At 44.3% G+C, this 17,334-nt stretch carries 17 protein-coding genes; 7 read left to right on the top strand and 10 right to left on the bottom strand.

The window, feature by feature from the left end:
* Positions 1-132 precede the first annotated feature (132 nt).
* Positions 133-1,737: an RNA polymerase sigma factor gene (locus AC27G9_RS13695; RefSeq protein ID WP_487074992.1), complete on the top strand. Its 1,605-nt coding sequence runs from the start codon at positions 133-135 to the stop codon at positions 1,735-1,737.
* Positions 1,738-1,846: 109 nt separating this feature from the next.
* Here the strand turns inward: AC27G9_RS13695 and AC27G9_RS13690 are convergent, their stop codons facing one another.
* Complete coding sequence (locus tag AC27G9_RS13690; protein ID WP_487074991.1) at positions 1,847-3,904, bottom strand: S9 family peptidase; 2,058 nt, start codon at positions 3,902-3,904, stop codon at positions 1,847-1,849.
* A gap of 299 nt (positions 3,905-4,203) precedes the next feature.
* On the opposite strand from AC27G9_RS13690, the gene AC27G9_RS13685 reads away from it, so the two are divergent.
* Positions 4,204-6,363: an ATP-binding protein gene (locus AC27G9_RS13685; protein WP_487074990.1), complete on the top strand. Its 2,160-nt coding sequence runs from the start codon at positions 4,204-4,206 to the stop codon at positions 6,361-6,363.
* Positions 6,356-7,036, top strand: coding sequence for a response regulator (locus AC27G9_RS13680; protein ID WP_487074989.1), 681 nt, complete (start codon positions 6,356-6,358; stop codon positions 7,034-7,036). The genes AC27G9_RS13685 and AC27G9_RS13680 overlap by 8 nt, the downstream gene beginning before the upstream one ends.
* On the opposite strand, the gene AC27G9_RS13675 is transcribed toward AC27G9_RS13680, so the two are convergent.
* Positions 7,033-7,548 carry a prepilin-type N-terminal cleavage/methylation domain-containing protein gene (locus AC27G9_RS13675; protein ID WP_487074988.1) on the bottom strand — a complete coding sequence of 172 codons (516 nt, stop codon included), beginning with the start codon at positions 7,546-7,548 and terminating at the stop codon, positions 7,033-7,035. The genes AC27G9_RS13680 and AC27G9_RS13675 overlap by 4 nt on opposite strands.
* Before the next feature lie 152 nt (positions 7,549-7,700).
* On the opposite strand from AC27G9_RS13675, the gene AC27G9_RS13670 reads away from it, so the two are divergent.
* Together AC27G9_RS13670 and cdd are read left to right on the top strand one after the other, a co-directional pair.
* The gene (locus AC27G9_RS13670) at positions 7,701-8,927 is read left to right on the top strand and encodes a TMEM143 family protein (protein WP_487075246.1); all 1,227 of its coding nucleotides are present in this window, start codon (positions 7,701-7,703) and stop codon (positions 8,925-8,927) included.
* Between the two features lie 197 nt (positions 8,928-9,124).
* Positions 9,125-9,541, top strand: coding sequence for a cytidine deaminase (gene cdd / locus AC27G9_RS13665; protein ID WP_487074987.1), 417 nt, complete (start codon positions 9,125-9,127; stop codon positions 9,539-9,541).
* A 31-nt stretch (positions 9,542-9,572) separates the two neighbouring features.
* Here the strand turns inward: cdd and AC27G9_RS13660 are convergent, their stop codons facing one another.
* The 4 genes from AC27G9_RS13660 to prs are packed head-to-tail and all read right to left on the bottom strand — an operon-like array spanning position 9,573 to position 13,156.
* Entirely contained in the window at positions 9,573-10,115 is a 543-nt protein-coding gene (locus AC27G9_RS13660; protein WP_487074986.1) for an RNA 2'-phosphotransferase, read from the bottom strand.
* Entirely contained in the window at positions 10,096-10,668 is a 573-nt protein-coding gene (gene ybiA / locus AC27G9_RS13655) for a riboflavin biosynthesis intermediates N-glycosidase (protein WP_487074985.1), read from the bottom strand. Before ybiA ends, AC27G9_RS13660 begins: the two co-directional genes overlap by 20 nt.
* 33 nt (positions 10,669-10,701) lie before the next feature.
* Complete coding sequence (locus tag AC27G9_RS13650; protein WP_487074984.1) at positions 10,702-12,297, bottom strand: nicotinate phosphoribosyltransferase; 1,596 nt, start codon at positions 12,295-12,297, stop codon at positions 10,702-10,704.
* Positions 12,298-12,307: 10 nt separating this feature from the next.
* Positions 12,308-13,156, bottom strand: coding sequence for a ribose-phosphate diphosphokinase (gene prs / locus AC27G9_RS13645; protein WP_487074983.1), 849 nt, complete (start codon positions 13,154-13,156; stop codon positions 12,308-12,310).
* 176 nt (positions 13,157-13,332) lie between these two features.
* On the opposite strand from prs, the gene AC27G9_RS13640 reads away from it, so the two are divergent.
* Together AC27G9_RS13640 and AC27G9_RS13635 are read left to right on the top strand one after the other, a co-directional pair.
* Positions 13,333-14,031, top strand: a complete 699-nt coding sequence (locus tag AC27G9_RS13640) for an NUDIX hydrolase (protein ID WP_487074982.1) — start codon at positions 13,333-13,335, stop codon at positions 14,029-14,031.
* A gap of 8 nt (positions 14,032-14,039) precedes the next feature.
* Positions 14,040-14,483 carry a 5' nucleotidase, NT5C type gene (locus tag AC27G9_RS13635; protein WP_487074981.1) on the top strand — a complete coding sequence of 148 codons (444 nt, stop codon included), beginning with the start codon at positions 14,040-14,042 and terminating at the stop codon, positions 14,481-14,483.
* A 9-nt stretch (positions 14,484-14,492) separates the two neighbouring features.
* On the opposite strand, the gene AC27G9_RS13630 is transcribed toward AC27G9_RS13635, so the two are convergent.
* From AC27G9_RS13630 to AC27G9_RS13615, 4 genes are all read right to left on the bottom strand, one after another.
* Positions 14,493-15,191: a CPBP family intramembrane glutamic endopeptidase gene (locus AC27G9_RS13630; RefSeq protein ID WP_487074980.1), complete on the bottom strand. Its 699-nt coding sequence runs from the start codon at positions 15,189-15,191 to the stop codon at positions 14,493-14,495.
* A 108-nt stretch (positions 15,192-15,299) separates the two neighbouring features.
* Positions 15,300-16,172, bottom strand: a complete 873-nt coding sequence (locus AC27G9_RS13625; RefSeq protein ID WP_487074979.1) for a sensor domain-containing protein — start codon at positions 16,170-16,172, stop codon at positions 15,300-15,302.
* Entirely contained in the window at positions 16,165-16,554 is a 390-nt protein-coding gene (locus AC27G9_RS13620) for a PadR family transcriptional regulator (protein ID WP_487074978.1), read from the bottom strand. The genes AC27G9_RS13625 and AC27G9_RS13620 overlap by 8 nt, the downstream gene beginning before the upstream one ends.
* 134 nt (positions 16,555-16,688) lie before the next feature.
* Entirely contained in the window at positions 16,689-17,120 is a 432-nt protein-coding gene (locus AC27G9_RS13615; RefSeq protein ID WP_487074977.1) for a hypothetical protein, read from the bottom strand.
* Positions 17,121-17,334: the final 214 nt, after the last annotated feature.

Raw genomic sequence — 17,334 nt, 5'->3', positions numbered from 1 at the left:
TTACTCAACAAGTGGTCTGCCGATAAAAAAAGGTGACAAGAAAAATGAAAAGAAAATAATTTTTTAAATTTGTCACCTTTTCGCAGCGATAAGGCACATACTCATTACACAGACTGAAAGGCAAAAATTTTTATGTTCAATCGAAAAGCTCGCTTCGCCAGCGCAGGAGATGCTGAACTCGTCATGCACTCTCTTGGCGGGAGTCGTGACGCGTTCTGCCATATTGTGACACGCTATCAAAACCTATTGTGCTCGTTGGCGTATTCCTCGCTTGGTGATCTCAAATACGCCGAAGACATAGCTCAAGAAACGTTTGTTGAGGCGTGGCGCAAACTGGAATCGCTACATGAGCCTGCAAAGCTCAAAGCATGGCTGTGCGGAATACTGCGATTTAAAATTAGCCATCACAGACGCCGCTCAACAGACGCATCTCTTCTCGACACTGACGAGAGTTTGGAAACAACAGTTTGTGATACTTCACCGAAAAACGATGAAAAGTTAATTGATGACCAACAACAAAAACTGATGTGGCAAGCGATTAAAAACCTCGATGCAAATTATCGCGAGCCATTGATACTTTTCTATCGTGAACAACAGTCGGTTTCTCGCGTCGCTATGGAACTCGATTTAACCGAAGAAGCGACCAAGCAACGATTATCACGAGGGCGAAAGTTACTCAAACAAGCCTTGGCGGATTACGTCGAAGACGCGTTGGCCAAAAGCAAGCCTGGCGCAGGTTTTACGAGTGCAGTACTACTGGCGATCAACGTTATCCCGGCGCCTGCAAAAGCAGCAGCCATAGGTGGCAGTGCGATAAAAACGGGCAGTGCTTTCAAGTTTGCTACGCTAGTGACATTTATGGCGTCGATTTCTGGGTTAATCAGTGCATTTTTCGGTTTACAAGCAAGCCTCGATCAATCTCGAACCCAGCGTGAGAGGCAACACGTAATACGCTCTGTAGTGGCGTTTATCGGTACCGCAATTGTATTTGTTGGAGGCTTGTTTAGTTTAAAACTTGTTGCCGATACAAACGAGTCGCTTCACCTTAGCTTATCTATTGCAGCGCATACACTGGTCCTAGTATTTGTCGCTACGTATTTTGCTTTGGTCGTCAAACTATTCAATAAAACCCGTGAAATCAGGGGTATGGAGAGAATTTTCCAACCCGAGGCTTTTTCTGGAGAGATAGATCAAGTTGGCTCAAACCGACGGGATATCAAGACCAAACTCACACTGTTTGGTGTACCTTTAGTCCATATTCAACTGGGTAGCTTAGAGCCAAACGAACCACCCGCATATGGCTGGATTGCGGGAGGCAGCCATGCTTACGGGTTACTTGTTGCATGGGGTGGTGTAGCCGTCGCGCCTGTCAGTGTAGGCATTGTATCGGTGGGCATAATTACAATAGGTAGCGTCGGCATTGGCATTTTCAGTACTGGCGCCGTGGCCATTGGCGTTATCGCATTCGGCACCTCAGCCATTGCTTACAAAGCGTATGCAGCGCTGTCGGCATTGGGCTGGGAAAGTGCATTTAGCAATGGGTTTTCGGCCGCTTGGGAAGCGGCTATTGGTCCTGTCGCATTTGCTCACCATGTGAATAGTGATTACGCTGGTGAGCTCACGAATTTGACCACTCTTGGCGCAACTTACCAATGGGTATTAGCCATCATCGCGTTAATGGTCATCATTCCATCTGCGCTGCATGCCAGAGCGGTACGAAAAAGAATTAAGCGATAAGCTGGCTGCTTTGATTGTGCCTCAAAAAAACAAAACGCCCGTCAATGTCGGGCGTTTTTCGAAGTGAGAGTCTGCGCACACTGACTATTAGCGCGCACGCTCTTGAAGTTTACTGCTTTTCTTTCGCAGTACTGTCCTCTTTGTATTTGTCGAACCACGCCAAGATATGCCCTACTTTTCGAGCTAAATTCGATGGCTTCGCGGCAATCGTATGATACGCACCTTGCATGCGTACCAAAGCACTCTCAACACCTTCTAAACGCAGCGCGCCATAATATTGTTCGCTTTCGCTCATTGGTGTTCTTACGTCTAGCTCACCAGTTAGTACCATAGTTGGTGTTTTAACGTTGCCAACGAGAGATAGCGGCGAACGCTTCCAATATTGCTCGTAATCGTTCCATGGTACATCCGTAAACCAATAACGTGACATAAAGGTGTAAATATCAGACGTGCCTATCATACTGGTCCAGTTAATAACGGGTTTGGCTACCACCGCCGCTTTAAAACGGTCAGTATTACCAATAATCCACGCCGTCAACACACCGCCACCTGAACCACCTGTAACAAACAACTCGCTATCATCTACGTAACCTTTAGCAATGACACCATCGACCATATCCATTAGGTCGTTGTAGTCTTGAGACGGGTAATTTTTATCGATGAGGTTAGCAAACTCTGCACCTTGAGATGTTGAACCCCGCGGATTACCGTACACCACAACGTAACCTGCGGCGGCGAACAGTTGTACCTCCGCGGAAAAGTTAGGGCCGTAAGCGGTATGAGGACCACCGTGAATCTCTAAAATCAAAGGGTACTTTTTGGCAGGATCGAAATCAGGCGGCGTGACAATCCAAGCCTGTAGTTCTCGACCGTCAACACTGCTTTTTACTGTCATAAGCTCAGGCTTATTCAGTGTTTTATGGTCAAAAATATCGCCGTTAAGGTCAGTAAGACGCGTCACTTTACCGCGTTTACTTACCACAGCTAAATCTGCCGGTCGGTTGCCGAGAGACTCGGTAAATACCACATCACCTGAAGGCGTAACATCAAAATCACCAGACGTGTAAGGACGTCCAAGTGTAGTACCGCCTAAATCATCAGTTTTATTGCTCACTTTGCCCGATAGACTGACGTAGCCAACATTTTTTTGACCATTGTTATCATAGCTAAAATAAAGCCCTTTGCTGTTTGCCGCCCAGCGCACTCCGCCCACAGAGCGGTCTAAATCCGGAGTGAGACGTTGGATATCAGAACCATCAGGGTCCATAATATAAAGCTCACCGATTTGATTCGATTTCCCATTATCTTCAAACCCAACGAAGGCGACTTTTTTGCCGTTAGGGCTCACCTTTGGACTACCTTCTGGCCCACTCATATCGGTGAGCTTTGTGACATTTTTGGTATTGATATCAATCGAAAACAGGTCGCTATTAAATACGTCAAAGTCAGCATCTTCACGGGTATTTGCAGAGACGATCAGGCGCTTACTGTCATTGGTCCAAGCTAGGCTACCAGCATGGTCATGTGCACCTTGAGTAATTTGTCTCGGAGTCCCTCCAATAGTGGGGACAACGTAAACTTGCATGTTGCCCGGGCGTTTCATGCCTGCGCCATCACGTTGAAACAAGGTCTGCTCAATCACTTGAGGATTGTCAGCCCATTTCGCTCCCTTGGGTTTAAATCCCAAACTAAACATGGGTTTCGTCTTTGTCGGAGTAAACATTGCGAAAGCCAATTGTTTACCATCTGGCGAGAAGCTCAGCCCACTTGGGCTCATTGCTACATCCGTTACCCTTGCCGTATTTCCAGAAGCCATATCACGCACATAAATTTGTACTTTGCCTTCTTTACTAGATAGGTAAGCCATTTTTCTGCCGTCACGGGAGAACACAGGGCTGTAGTGATTCTTGCTATCAGACAGCAGTGGCATGTTTTGTTCGCCATCGAGTGATACTGTCCAAAGATTGCGGCGCATACTGTCACTCATGATATTCATACTGCGTCTTTCGTAAACGACATGCTTACCATCTGGCATCACAACAGGATTGGCTGCGTATTCTAAGTCGAATACGTCTTGATAAGTCATGGCGTTATCGGCCGACACATTGGCAGCAAAAACGGCCGTTGCCACCACAGAAGCGGCGGTTCGCAAATATCGTTTTGTCATTGAGTTCTGTCTCCTGGCGGATAGTGCTTTGGGTTTTCGCTATTATACTTAGCGCTTTTTCCCTTCATTGATGTGCTCGAACATACAAGCTTGCCGTATTGAAATCAATCATAGCCTTGTGCTCGAACAATGCATGCTTCAGTGTAAAACGGGTTTACCCTTACGTTCAGTACAAAGCCTATCAATCTACTAACTTATGGGTTAAAACACATAGAGATTCCTCAGTATCTGCACATTCTCTTGCGAGTAATGCACTACACTGAGCGTTAAACTGTTTGTGTTTATCAGAAAAGAAAGAGATGTCAAAACTCAATCCACTTTGTCTTGTTTTGTTATTAGTTTTACTCGTATCTCCCTTTGGTGTGGCGCAAGAGAAGGGGCCTGCACTGGCATCAAAAGCACAGAGAGTTGCAGCACTAAACGCAGTGGGTAGCAATAGCGCAGAGCGTACTCGTTTACTCGTGCAATTGGTCGAGACTTGTTGGAGAAAGTGCGCGGAGGACGCCAAACTCTATGGCGAAGAAGCATTGTCATTGCTGGACGAGTTTCCCGATTTAACACTAGAAACCCAACTGCTGATTTACCTGCCCAGAGCGTATCAGCGAAGTGCACAATACAATGAAGCGAAACAACTAATAGATCGCGGCTTGGTGGCGGCAAAAAAGCTCGGTGATGCCAAGGCATTGGCGAGTATTCAATTTAATCAAGCAGTGGGTTACGCCAACGCAAAACAATTTATTCTCGCGGAAAAAGCCTACCAAGCGTTATTCGAGACTTACCAAAACTTAAATCATATCGATGGAATGGGTAGTGCATTGAATAACATGGGGAGGATTAATCTTCGCACCTATGACTATGGAAAGGCACTAAAGCACTATCAAGAAGCTCTGGCCATATACCAAACACAAACCGACAACCCCAATACTACTGCAAATGCCGCGAATACCATGGCTAGCATCGGAGAGATATATCGCATCACTGGGGACTACAAGACCGCGGAAGAAGTCATATCCAAAGCGCTAAAACTCATTGATGGAGAGTCTTACCCCGGTATTTTAAATTCTATCAATACGCGCTTATCAGATTTGTACATCGAAACACAACAATACGATAAAGCGTCTGAATTGGTAATTGGAGCACTGGTGAGGGCAAAGGCGTTTGATATCACCATTTCCGAAGAAAGGTTCTACGGCAAGTTGATAGAAATTGCACTTGCTCAACAAGATCTACCGTTGGCAACACAGTACCACAAAGACAGTGTAGCTCGCTTTCCACAGGCCGCTACAGCGGAGCTAACTCTGGCGCGAGCACAGTATCAAATTGCACATAACAGGTTAGATCTGGCGGCAGACTTGTTGTCGCCAATAGTAACGAAAATCGAATCTGGCGATGTGTCTGACAATGCGATGAAGCTACTGAATAAACTCATCGCAGTTAAACAGAAGCAAGCGCTTTGGCAAGAGAGTGCGAATCTGTTAGCCCTACAAAACGAAAAATATCGCGAGCAAGAAAAGCTGAATCAGCAAAGCCGTTTAGCGCAGTTCGAAATCCTGTATAAAGCAACGGAAAAAGAAAAAAAGATCGTCGAACTGGAGCAGCAAAACAACCTAAAATCCATTGAGATTATTACCGCACAAGCGTCAAGAAAACAGGTCATATTAGTATCAATGTTGGTTGCCCTTGTCCTGTTTGTAGTCATTTATCTGGGCATGCAAAAACGCAAGATGTTGGCGCTTCGTGCCAAACTACTTCAAGACAATGCCGAACGAAAAACGCGTTTGTTCTCGGATATCTCCCATGAGTTACGAACCCCTCTTTCGGTTTTGAAACTCCAGTTAGAAGGTCTCGAATACGATTTAGTAGACGATCCAAAGCAAACCTATGCGCTACTTCACGACAAATTAGCCAGTATCAATCTGCTGATTAGCGATATTTCTCAGCTCGCACAAGCCGATGCTGGAGAACTAGGCTTGATGATTGAACCAGTAGAGATCAAACCATTTTTCGAACAATGGTGTTTCAATGCCTCGTCAGCGGCCAATCAAGCGGGATTGTTGTTTAGTTTCGATATTGAAATTGAAGACGGTGCCACATGCGAATTCGATGCATCGCGGGTAAAACAAGTACTCAACAATCTATTGTCTAACAGCTGTCGCTACACAGATGCGCCTGGTCAAATTCAACTTTCAGTCTACATGAATAGTAGCGAATTGCGGCTGCAATTATTTGATAGTGAACCAGGGTTAAATAACGACCAACTCGATCAGGTTTTTGAGCGCTTGTACAGAGCGGATAAATCACGAAGCAGAAAACTCGGTGGTAGCGGCCTCGGCTTAACCATTTGTAAAAGCTTAGTTGAAGCCCACAAGGGTACAATTCGCGCAAAACAAAGTACACTTGGCGGCATGAGAATTTCCATCAGGCTACCCCTGACGCAAAAGGGAAAAATCCATGACTAAGCATGTACTGATCGTCGAAGATGAACACGATATGGCGGATATGTTGTGCAGATTTATGCGCAAGGAAGGCTTTAAAGCTACCCATATCGATAATGGTTTAGACGTCGAAGATTTTGTGCGACACCATCAGCCTGATATCGTCATTTTAGACCTCATGTTGCCGGGCAAAGAGGGAACGGATATCTGCAAAGCACTGCGTGAGTTCACAGACATTCCGATTATTATGGTGACGGCAAAAGTGGAAGAGGCCGATCGACTTATCGGGTTTGATTTGGGTGCGGATGACTATGTGTGTAAGCCTTTTAGCGCAATGGAACTGGCGATGCGCGTGCACGTACATTTACGTCGAACAGAAAAAGTCCATACCACACAAGACAGCCTATCACTTGATGCCGAAAAGCTTAAAGTCTCATTTAACGATGTTACGATTGACCTAACTGCCATCGAATTTGCTTTGATCAGCTTGCTTAAAAGCAAGCCTGGGAACATTTACTCCAGAGACTTTATTCTCAACAACATTTATCAAGACTACAGAGTCGTTTCAGACCGAACTGTGGATAGCCATATTCGAAATTTAAGGAAAAGGTTAAAACAACTCACCAGCACCCACGACTTTGTACAGTCTGTTTACGGTGCTGGGTATCGTTATTTGCCGTTTGACTCAGGCGATTAGCAGTCAGTATCAACAACTTGAATGGTACAGTCTGGAGTGCCAAACGAATCGTAAAGCACGTAACACCCCTCTGTCGTAGAAAAGCCACTTGCAGGCAATACGTAACCCACTGCGGTAAATTGGTTGCTGGTTCTTTGATTTGCCGCTTCACCAAACTCGCCACCTAAATCAAGAAAGTCGGGAAATGTGAGTTGGTCACCTGATTCACCCTCACTTTCCGGGCATAGGTTTCGAAAATCGATTTCGACAGTCCCAAAGCCGAAATCGACTTGATAGTCTGACTGTAGGCCACCTGGATTGGTCGCCACAGGTCGAATACCGCGCACTCGTGCCTTGGCTTGCACTAGATCGACGGTTGAACGCATTTGCCCTGCTAAATTTTGCAATGCAGCGACTCGTGCGTCGCTCGTAATATCAATGAATCTTGGAGCGGCAACTACGGCCAGTACGCCCAAAATAACAATGACAATAATAAGTTCAATGAGGGTAAAACCGCGTTGTTTAGACTGCATAGTATCAGTAAGCTCCGTTTTTGATGCGTAAGATGCTATATCAGCCTCCTAGAGATTACAATTTGATCAGTCTAATCCTTTGGTTTAACTCTACTTTCGGATTAGTTGTGTTAGCGTATGGTAGTTATCAGTCAGATTTGAGTAGAAAGGCTATGGTACTTGAACGGTTTATTCCTTATCGAAAAAGCGACATCATCAAGATGTGCAGAGACACGTTGCCGGCTGAAGCAATGCATGATTTCGATACGTTGTGTGCATTATTGGTAAATCGAATTCACTTCGACTATCACCAACAGCTAGAAACGCTTAAAGACAACTATGCCCCCTTTGATCCTGATAGCGACACACGCTTTACAGCAACACTATCCGATAGTGAAAAAGCACAAAGCCAAACGCGTTTCGCCGATGCATTCTCGCAATTGTTGGATGCCGCGAATTTTGAAAAAGTCACCGATGAAGACTTACAAGATGCCTTAACAGAAGAATCACTGTTCAAAGTGAGATTAGAGGTATCGTTCGATGACTTCAAAGACGTTGTGTTTTATCGCAGAGGTGAAACCCAACAAACGGAAACGTTAACCAGTTTTTTTGGCCTGAAGAAAAAACAGATTCACTTCACAAACTACAACAGAGTTGCCATCTATATTACGTTTAAAGATACCGAACACTTTGAAAAGGTAGGTAAAACACCAGTTGGATTCACACCGGGTGCAACCACAGTAAAACTCTTTCAGAATGTACCCAAAGCCGATCTCGAAATGCTATTTCCCAATAGCGAAGTTCGCATGAGGCCCATTGATAAAGTGGTCATCGGCGGTTCAGCAGCGGTTGGCGGTATTGTTGTTCTTGTAACCAAGCTAGGTGCCTCCATTGTTTTACTTGGTTCACTATTGGCATTCTGGCTTGGCCTGAGCAAAGAGTCTGTTGAAGTCACAACCCAACACTTGCTCACGTTTGGAATTGGAATGGGCGTATTTGGCAGTTTTATCTTCAAAGAATGGACAAAATTCAAGAATCGAAAGATTCGTTTTATGAAGGCACTATCTGACAACCTCTATTTTAAAAACCTCGACAACAATGCGGGCGTATTTCACACCCTGCTCGACGCCGCAGAGGAAGAAGATTGCAAAGAGGCACTATTAGCGTATGTGTTTTTACTTAAGCATAGTGAGAAAGGCTTAACCGAAGCTCAGCTCGATGAAGTGATAGAGCATTGGTTTAAAGACCAACACCATTGTGTATTGGATTTTGATGTCAAAGATGCGTTGGGCAAGCTCACTACAATGAAGTTGATCGACAAGCACGGCAGCGCTTTTTATGCACGTCCGCTAAAAAGCGGTATCAAAATACTGGATGACTATTGGGACGCCTTGTTTTGACGGTTTTTAACTTTGCACGAAAAGAGTACAAAACCCACCTTCCATGCTACTCATATAATTTGGACCTGACCTGCAATAAATAAAAATCTTATTTATTTACAGTACTATAGCGCAAACAAAAACTTGACCAGTTGCATAGTTTTTCAATGGTGTTTATGCTTCTGGTCCGATACACCGTAAAGCCTGGAAGGCATACATTGAGTATTCAAGTACAACCTGAAATTCTGGCCGCTTACCAAAAATCTCTCGTTGCCAGAGAAAATTCTTATTCTCCCTACTCCGGTTTTAAAGTAGGTGCTGCTGTTAAGTTCAAAAATGCCGAGCAAGTATTTGTCGGGTGCAACGTAGAAAATGCTAGCTACGGCGCAACAATCTGTGCCGAGAGAAATGCGATTTGGAATGGTGTTGCTACGATTGGCAAACAAGATATGGAATATTTGATCGTAGTTGCCGATCAAGAAGACCCTGTGCCGCCATGCGCACTGTGCTTGCAAGTCATCTCTGAATTTTACGACCCCGAAATGCCTATTTACTTGGGCAACCTAGATGGGCTCAAAAAGAAATATCTGCTCAAAGAAATCTTACCCGTACCCTTCAACAGTTTTGACGCGTAAGTCGATTCTGAGTTTCCCTGCCCGTCTTATACTATTCGGTGGGGAAACCTATAAACTGCGGGGGTACATTCTCTGTGAGCCAAACATGGTTTGCCGTACGGTAAAAAATATGTCCCGCGGAGACCATTGATTCGCTATCTATCTTCAATACAACTGGTCGGCCATATCGGCTGCCGACGGATATGGCGACATCTTCGGAAGCGCTCAAATGTACGTGATGTCGGTTTTTACGAACTAACCCCTGTTGTTTAATACTTGAAACAAAGCGTTCCGCAGTTCCATGCAATAGTATTTTCGGCGGAGTGGCGGGCGTCAATGCGAGATTTATGTCAATCGAATGTCCTTGGTTAGCTCTTATTTTTTTGCCATCTTCAGATAGAGCGAAACGTTGCTTGTCATTGGTCTGAACTACCCGCTGCAGTATCACATCATTAAGTTCAATGTCTTTCGTTTTAGCGATCAGTTCATGGGTACTGGCCCAACCAAACTCATCTAGCGCCAAGCCAATCGAGTCTGGTCGATGACGCAGCACAAAACTGAGATATTTGGATGTTTTATTGATAATTTTGTCCATGTGTATTCCTTATTAATTGTGATCTCACTTCCATAAGCGCATAACCAAGTAAATTGAGTCCATCCCAAGTGCATGGATTTTCTATTTCGAGCGAATCTTCAGCCAAGCCAATGCCCCAAATCCGATCAACTGGACTTGCTTCAACTAACACTCTGTTACCTGTGTTTATTAAAAAGTCCCTTAAGTCAGGCGTACTAGAGAACTTTGCCATATTGCCCTCAACAACGATATTAAACCTATGCGCAACCCACGTTTTTTGGTCAAAATTGCGAACCTCGCGACCTAAGCGCTTGGCTTCACCAGAAGTTCTCGCTTGCAGCACTTTTTCCGCAACAGCGACATCACCAAACAACATAGCTTTGCGAAACATCATGTAATGTTCAGCTGTCAGAAATTGCATGCCATCCTTCTCGAACGGGCTTTCATACCATTGGCTCAGACACTTTTTCGTTATTCCTAAACCACGTTCTTGATGGCCCCAAAAGAAGAGAAATTTAACTTTTTCCCCTTCTTCTAACTTAGCGATTAACTGTGCATTACTTCCAATATTCATATGGTATTCGACTCAAGGTCGCTGCCTTTTTCATTAAATCTGTTGAGCGATTAGAGTTCTGATCTCTTGCAGAGTGGTCTCCTTGACTAATTGACCATTTTCAAAGACCACCTCTAACAGCCCCTCCTGTTCTTCCTGTGTAGTGACATCGTCAGCTAATACCAACTCACCGTTGAGCATTTCAACTTTTAGCAACCCTTTGGCAGATTTCTTTTTGCTGTCGGTTTTGGGTGCTTTGAAAATGGCAACCCTTTCACCATTTTTTACTACGCTCGTTGCTTTGACGGCCGAGCCATGGGTATCTCGAGTAACGTATTGATAGCTATAAGAGCCTATTCCCAATACCACTTTCGAGGCGAAACCTTTCTCCATTAGTCTCTGTAAAATCTGCCTCTGGCGTTCCAATGTAATTGCATCTCCGTAAATAGCACCTATGCGGTCATCGAGAAGTTTGTACCCCTTTGCAGTAACACTACCGCCGAATACATCCCATAAACATTCAATCAATCCTTTGATTTCACACGGCATCAGTCGCATTAACGACTCCGTCTCGGCTGACACATATTGGTCTTCCCACTTAAATGCTTCAAAGCCGTCAGCGAGTGCAGCAGCTGCGGCATCCTCAATTGATACAAACGCCTTACTGTAATCGTCATTGGGAGAGACTTTGTAACCCGTCAAGATTTTCACCGGATCACCTGAGTCAGGCCGGATAACCAAGGTACCATCGCGGCTCATCACCTCTTGCTTTAGCTTCGGTAAATATTCAGTCACTAGTGTCCAAAAATCCCACGTATCGGCAACAACACTCAGAATTCCTGTTGGCGATTGTTCCGTCATAAGGTATTGAAAAAATTCGACTTCACCTTCCATGATCCAAGAACAAGTCACCGAGTGCTCGGTTGCATCAACAGAGCAGCCTACTAGCTCCTTGTCGACATCAGCGCCATAGTATTTTTCTGCAAACAGCACTGCAGGAATCGTATCCGTGCCAACCAACCCAGATGCCAAATGTCCAAAACCACTCATGGCAGCAGCCTCTTTCCCAAACATTCCTCTAAAACTAAAGTCATGTCCTTGAAACGGAACCAAATCCTTTGGCAGTCCTGTCTTAGCAGCAAACTCATTAAATACTTTGAGATAAGCCAAAGAAGTTGTTGCACTTGTTTGAATCGGCCAGTTTTCGCAACTTAAAACCGTTTCAATCATATTCGTTAACCATTCGAAGCCGGCTTTTGTATTCACCACAGTTAGCGGCGGAACTTGATAAGGCACAAGCGTCCCTTCAGGAAGCGCTTTTATTTTTAATGGCAGATACCCCAAGTCGTGCAAATCTTCCAAATACCTTACATCAACTGGGTATCCCAGCATCGCGCTCATGATGCGCTTGTGATTGCTGACTGCTTCCGCTTTACTTGCCGCGAAAAAAGATGACCACTCTTCTTGTAGATAGCTTTTGATAAAATACTGAAGGCCTACGAATACAACCTTTTGATTGTTTTCGACGTTGCTGAGTTTTCCGCTCCTAGATGTGTAGTTTGCGTACACTTCCGTCACATCCGGGTGGTACGCCCTGGCGTGAAACTCTTTATAGACGTCTTTTTGCATAGTCGGTGCAACGATTGTCATAGTGCTCTCCTTAAAATTCTAAGACATTCAGCATATTCGTTTGTGGATACTGACTTTTCGGCCTAAAGGAATCAGTGGTGTAAACCTTGTCAATCAAGCCCTCAAAAACCTCTATCCCTTTCGAAAATATGCCATGGGTAACAAACAGGTAAACTTGATCTACGCCTTGCTGCTTGAGTACCTTTGCCAATTCGATGAAGGTCCTTCCGCCGTCGCAAATATCATCTGCTATCAGCACCCTTTTACCTGAAACATTGCCAAGAATTTTGGTTTCTAGGATTTCACCTGTTTTTGGACATCTGATTTTTTGTGCTTGAACGACTTGTGGCACGCCCTCAAAATGTTTGGCAATTGCCATCGTTTTTTTACTTGCACCGGCATCCGGAGAAACCAATAACAACTCACCCGATGATAGGTGTGCGCGCAAGTCATCAATTTTGGCAATCAATTCTGATTGCGCCACGTTGTGCACTCGATTGATCAGAGCAGGAGAGACGTCACTGTGTGCGTCCCAGATTGTGACCTTTTCTAACTGCATGCGGTTAATTAATTCCGCCATCACCTTTGCGCCAAACGCCTCACCAATCACACACACTCGATCTTGTCTGGCATACGGAAAATATGGCATGACGAGCTCTATTGGAACACGCTCTTCTGTCATTTGTTTCAATGCATCAACGGCAAGTAGCAAGCGAATCAGGGCCGAGGAGTTAGTGATCCGAACGACAATTTCGCACTTTTCTAGGCCAGAAGCTTGAAACGATTCAAAACGAATATGCTCCTCACCACCAGCAAACTGAAAGCAATCAAAACCGATAGATTTTCGCTTTCCTGATTCATCATAGCTAAATACTTTCATTGCAAACCCCTATTTGTGTCCCTGAGACACAAATAAGATATCAAGCAAAAAATACAATTTCAACAACTTTATGTCATAAAGACACAAATAATTTCAAAATGCCTTGGTGCTTTTAAAATAGAAACTTTGTTATCAATCGTGTAATGTGTCGTAGAGACACTAACGAAAATTCCGATATGACAGCTGCATACAATATTAATGATTTTAAGAACCCTCTGTTTACCGTCGATAGCGTACTCTTCACCGTTGAAAAAAACTCGCTAAAAGTACTCATGGTTAAACGAGCGAACGAACCATTCAAAGGTAGATGGGGCCTCCCTGGCGGGTTTGTTGACATCGAGCACGATGACACAACAGATATGACAGCGCGAAGAAAGCTAAAAGAAAAAACCAGTGTTAATCCTCAGTATTTAGAGCAGCTTCAAACACTATCTGGATTAAACCGTGACCCGCGAGGGTTTAGCGTAACACTGGTGTATTATGCGTTGGTCGCCGAGCAGCATGCTTCACCTCACATAGAAACTGTTGAGGACGCTCAATGGGTTAAAATTGAGGACTTAGCTTCTCTAGCAGTAGCATTTGATCACAAACATATTGTCGAATTGGCAATAGAGCGATTGAGACAAAAAGCACTTTATTCAATGATTCCCGTGTACTGTTTACCCGAACACTTTACCGTTGGACAACTCAAGACCGTTATCGAATCTATCATTGGTAAAAGTATTCAGCGAAAGAGTTTAATACGAAGAATAGAAGCCTCGGGTATGCTCGAAACTCTCGATGAAAAAGTGAAGTCTGGTGGCAGGCTTGCGCAGCTATACAAAGTAAAACCGGGAATCGACATTGTAAATTTTGAACGCAACCTCAGCCTGTGAACCATACTATGATCATCTATGTAGACATGGACGATGTGTTATGCGATTACACTCATGCATTCAATCGAGCATTAAGTGCCACACCGAGTGTTGCTTTCCCACAGTCACAATATGGGTTTTATGCTAATTTAGCGCCTATCGAAGGCGCGCTTGATACCATGAACTGGTTGTTAACGTCCCCAGTACTCAAGCCTTATATATTGACCGCCCCCTCCATCTACAACCCAATGTCATACACGGAAAAACGAGTTTGGGTCGAGAAATATTTGGGGTTAGAGTTTACCGAACGATTGATCATCAGCCCGGATAAGTCTCTCCTGAAAGGCGACTTTCTAATAGATGATCGCACCGAAGGCCACGGGCAAGATAAATTTAATGGGGAGCTCCTTCATTTCGGCTCCCCCACATACCCAGATTGGCAAGCGATACAACAATACTTATCCAATAAGTAACTCGTCAGTTTAGTCAGTACCTAAGTAAAGGCCAATGAACCCGAGTGAGTCAATCATTCCGTGCACAAAGATAACCGGCCATAGATTTTTCTTTAGTGCGAGATAAGAAATACCGAAAGCAACACCGATTAAGCCAGTCATCACTAAGCCTCTAATACCTTGGTAGTGATAGTGTCCATAACCAAAGATCAAAGCAGGTATAATGACCGCAATAATCGAAGCAAGGCGAGAGCTAGGTAATGCTTCTTGCAGCCTTGTGACGAGATAGCCACGGAAAAACATTTCTTCACCAAAAGCAGCGGATACCCAAATTATCGCTAACCACATGAGTAACTTTGGTAAATTGTCACGCACTTCCCCAAACCGCGCCTCTACGCCCTCCGAGACTTCGAGTAGCGCGCTAATCTGAAAGTGTTCAGCAATTGCCATTACGCTACTGACGGCAATTGCGAAACTGATAAAGACAAGGACGGCCTGCGGTATCACCAACAACTTAGGTTTGATTCCGATGAGTGGTTTGAGACCATATTGTGCCCAAGATTTACCTTGCCGACGTAGATATAGTGTCAACACTACCAGTGTAAAAATTAGGGTAATAGGGCCTGCGTATTTCGGCGTCCAAAGCAACACAATAGACTTACTTGCAAGAGCAAAAACAACGAAAAATAGAATTTCGAGCACGACAAAAGTACGACTTGATGAAGCCATAGTAATACCTCTATTGGGAATAATAGCGTTAGCAGAAAACCACTCGCCTGTATTGACCAGCGGCAAGGGTTAATTGACGTAATAGCCAATTAACCCATCAACATGTTTTTAGCGCCGAATTAGTAAGTAACTGGCGATACTGGAATGGAAAGTAGTCAGTAGCCTTGCTATGTGTAAAGACAGAGTCAGGCCAATGGCACCAACTATCGTAGTTACTGGAAACCAATACCAATCGATATCAATCGCAGCGTGGGGCACAAATGCATGAATAATGGGATCAAGTACAGGAGTCACTATTAGCGCCAGCGAACCGATAAACACTATGCAAACAGCTGCGAAATAAGTGGCGCTTAAAGGCAATTGGACGGCACTGTAAACAATCACTCGCCACCCTTGAGCAGACGTTAATGTACCCAAAATCTTCTGCCATAAGCGAGAACCAGTTCCATCTAATTGCGCTACTCGGTTTGGTCTTCTGGGCATTCGAGTGCTTAGCAGCGTATTGATAAGCTGGCCTTCGAAGAGTGCAAGGTATGGCTGCGTTTTTAAAAACAAAGCAAGAAACGGCAAACCAACCACTAATATAGACAACATAAGCGCAGGTAAGCCAAATAGCATTAGCCAGCCGAAATAAACGACACTGAGCGGAAAAGCGATGAAAAAATAACTCAGTGATTTGTAATCTTGAAAACAAGACAACGGTTCAAAAAAGCCATTGAACAATGGCGACTTCGATGGTGTACCGTTTAGAAAACGTTGAGAGTCTTTCTCAAACTGGATGTACTGTGTAGCGATCTCTTGAGGACTACCAAATTCATCAATCAACTGTCTCATATTCGCTTGTTCACCATTCGCTAAAGCGTCGATAAAATGACTTTCGGCATCGTACAATGCATCTTGTACGAGCCCAGCAGGTTGCCCTAGCAAAGCGGTTTTCAGCTCATCGAGATAGAGCTGAATGTCTTCATATGGTTTATTCATCGTGTTCACTCAGACCTAAAATGTTGTTAACTTGCGCTTGGGTTGCTCGCCATGTTGATAGCCACTGCTCTAACACCTTTTTGCCCAATACCGAGATGCTAAAGTATTTTCGCGGTGGCCCGCTCTCTGACAATTTCACTTCGCAATCGAGGAGGCCTTTGCTATGCAGATTTCGCAATACGGGGTAAATAGCACCTTGTTTGCCATCGTTATCCTGTTGTAAGGCTTTGGCGATCTCATAGCCATACATAGGCGACGTGGATTGCCCGATCACCGATAGCAACATCAAAGCAACGGTCCCAGAATTTAGCTCTTTCTGAAACTTCTTTACCTGTTGGTCAAGTACGTCTGCTTCATTAACATCGTTATTTTTCTTACTCATCGACACTAGTGTTTAGTTATCACTAGTAATAAGATAGCACTAGTGTTAACTAAATACTAGTATATTTTTTCATCGATGGGACAAAGGTAGGTTGTGAACTCAGTCACTCAGATAAAGAATAAGGGCAGTGGCAGCTATTCAGCCAATGCCTGCTCGGCATGCGAGACACTGAGAGAATCTGCAAACCCCTGTGATTTTAAGTAACTGATAGCTTCCGCCATTTCGGTAAACGAACGCTGAACATACTCATTCACATCATTCCCACGAGTATGATCGATTAGGTGATTGTGAATTTGATACTTAACGACGTTGGCCTCACGGCGACAATTGTTATTAATTGCCCACTGGTTTAATGCTTCAAGTACGCTTATCGCTTCTGGTACTACGAGTTCACCGTATTGCATGCATACAACAAGTGCCCAAGGTTTATCGATTAGAGGGCGGGAAGTTTGTTTGAACTCGTCGGCAAAGGCCTCTGACGCCTCTTTGTTCCAGGCTCCGAACACTCTTACTAACATGGTATCGTTGCAGACAACCGAAAGCTTCCAACTACCGTGAATTTTCATATTCGTTACTCTGTATTTCGTCGAGGTTAAGATCAGTTCTTATTAGCTATTTATCTTTGTTCAATATCAATGTGACGGTCTAAATTTCCCAGCCCACACGCTACAAACTAAGATAATCCGTCTCTTAGTATAAGTTAAAAAAATGCATTCTTTTCAAGGTCACGCAAAAAGCGTTAATGTGTGGGATAGGCAGCAGTGAAAAGCAAAGCAAGGT

The sequence above is a fragment of the Alteromonas sp. 5NS40-0096 genome, assembly GCF_057544385.1.
Note: the sequence above shows the minus strand (reverse complement) of the source record. Positions and strands in the feature narration are given on the sequence as shown.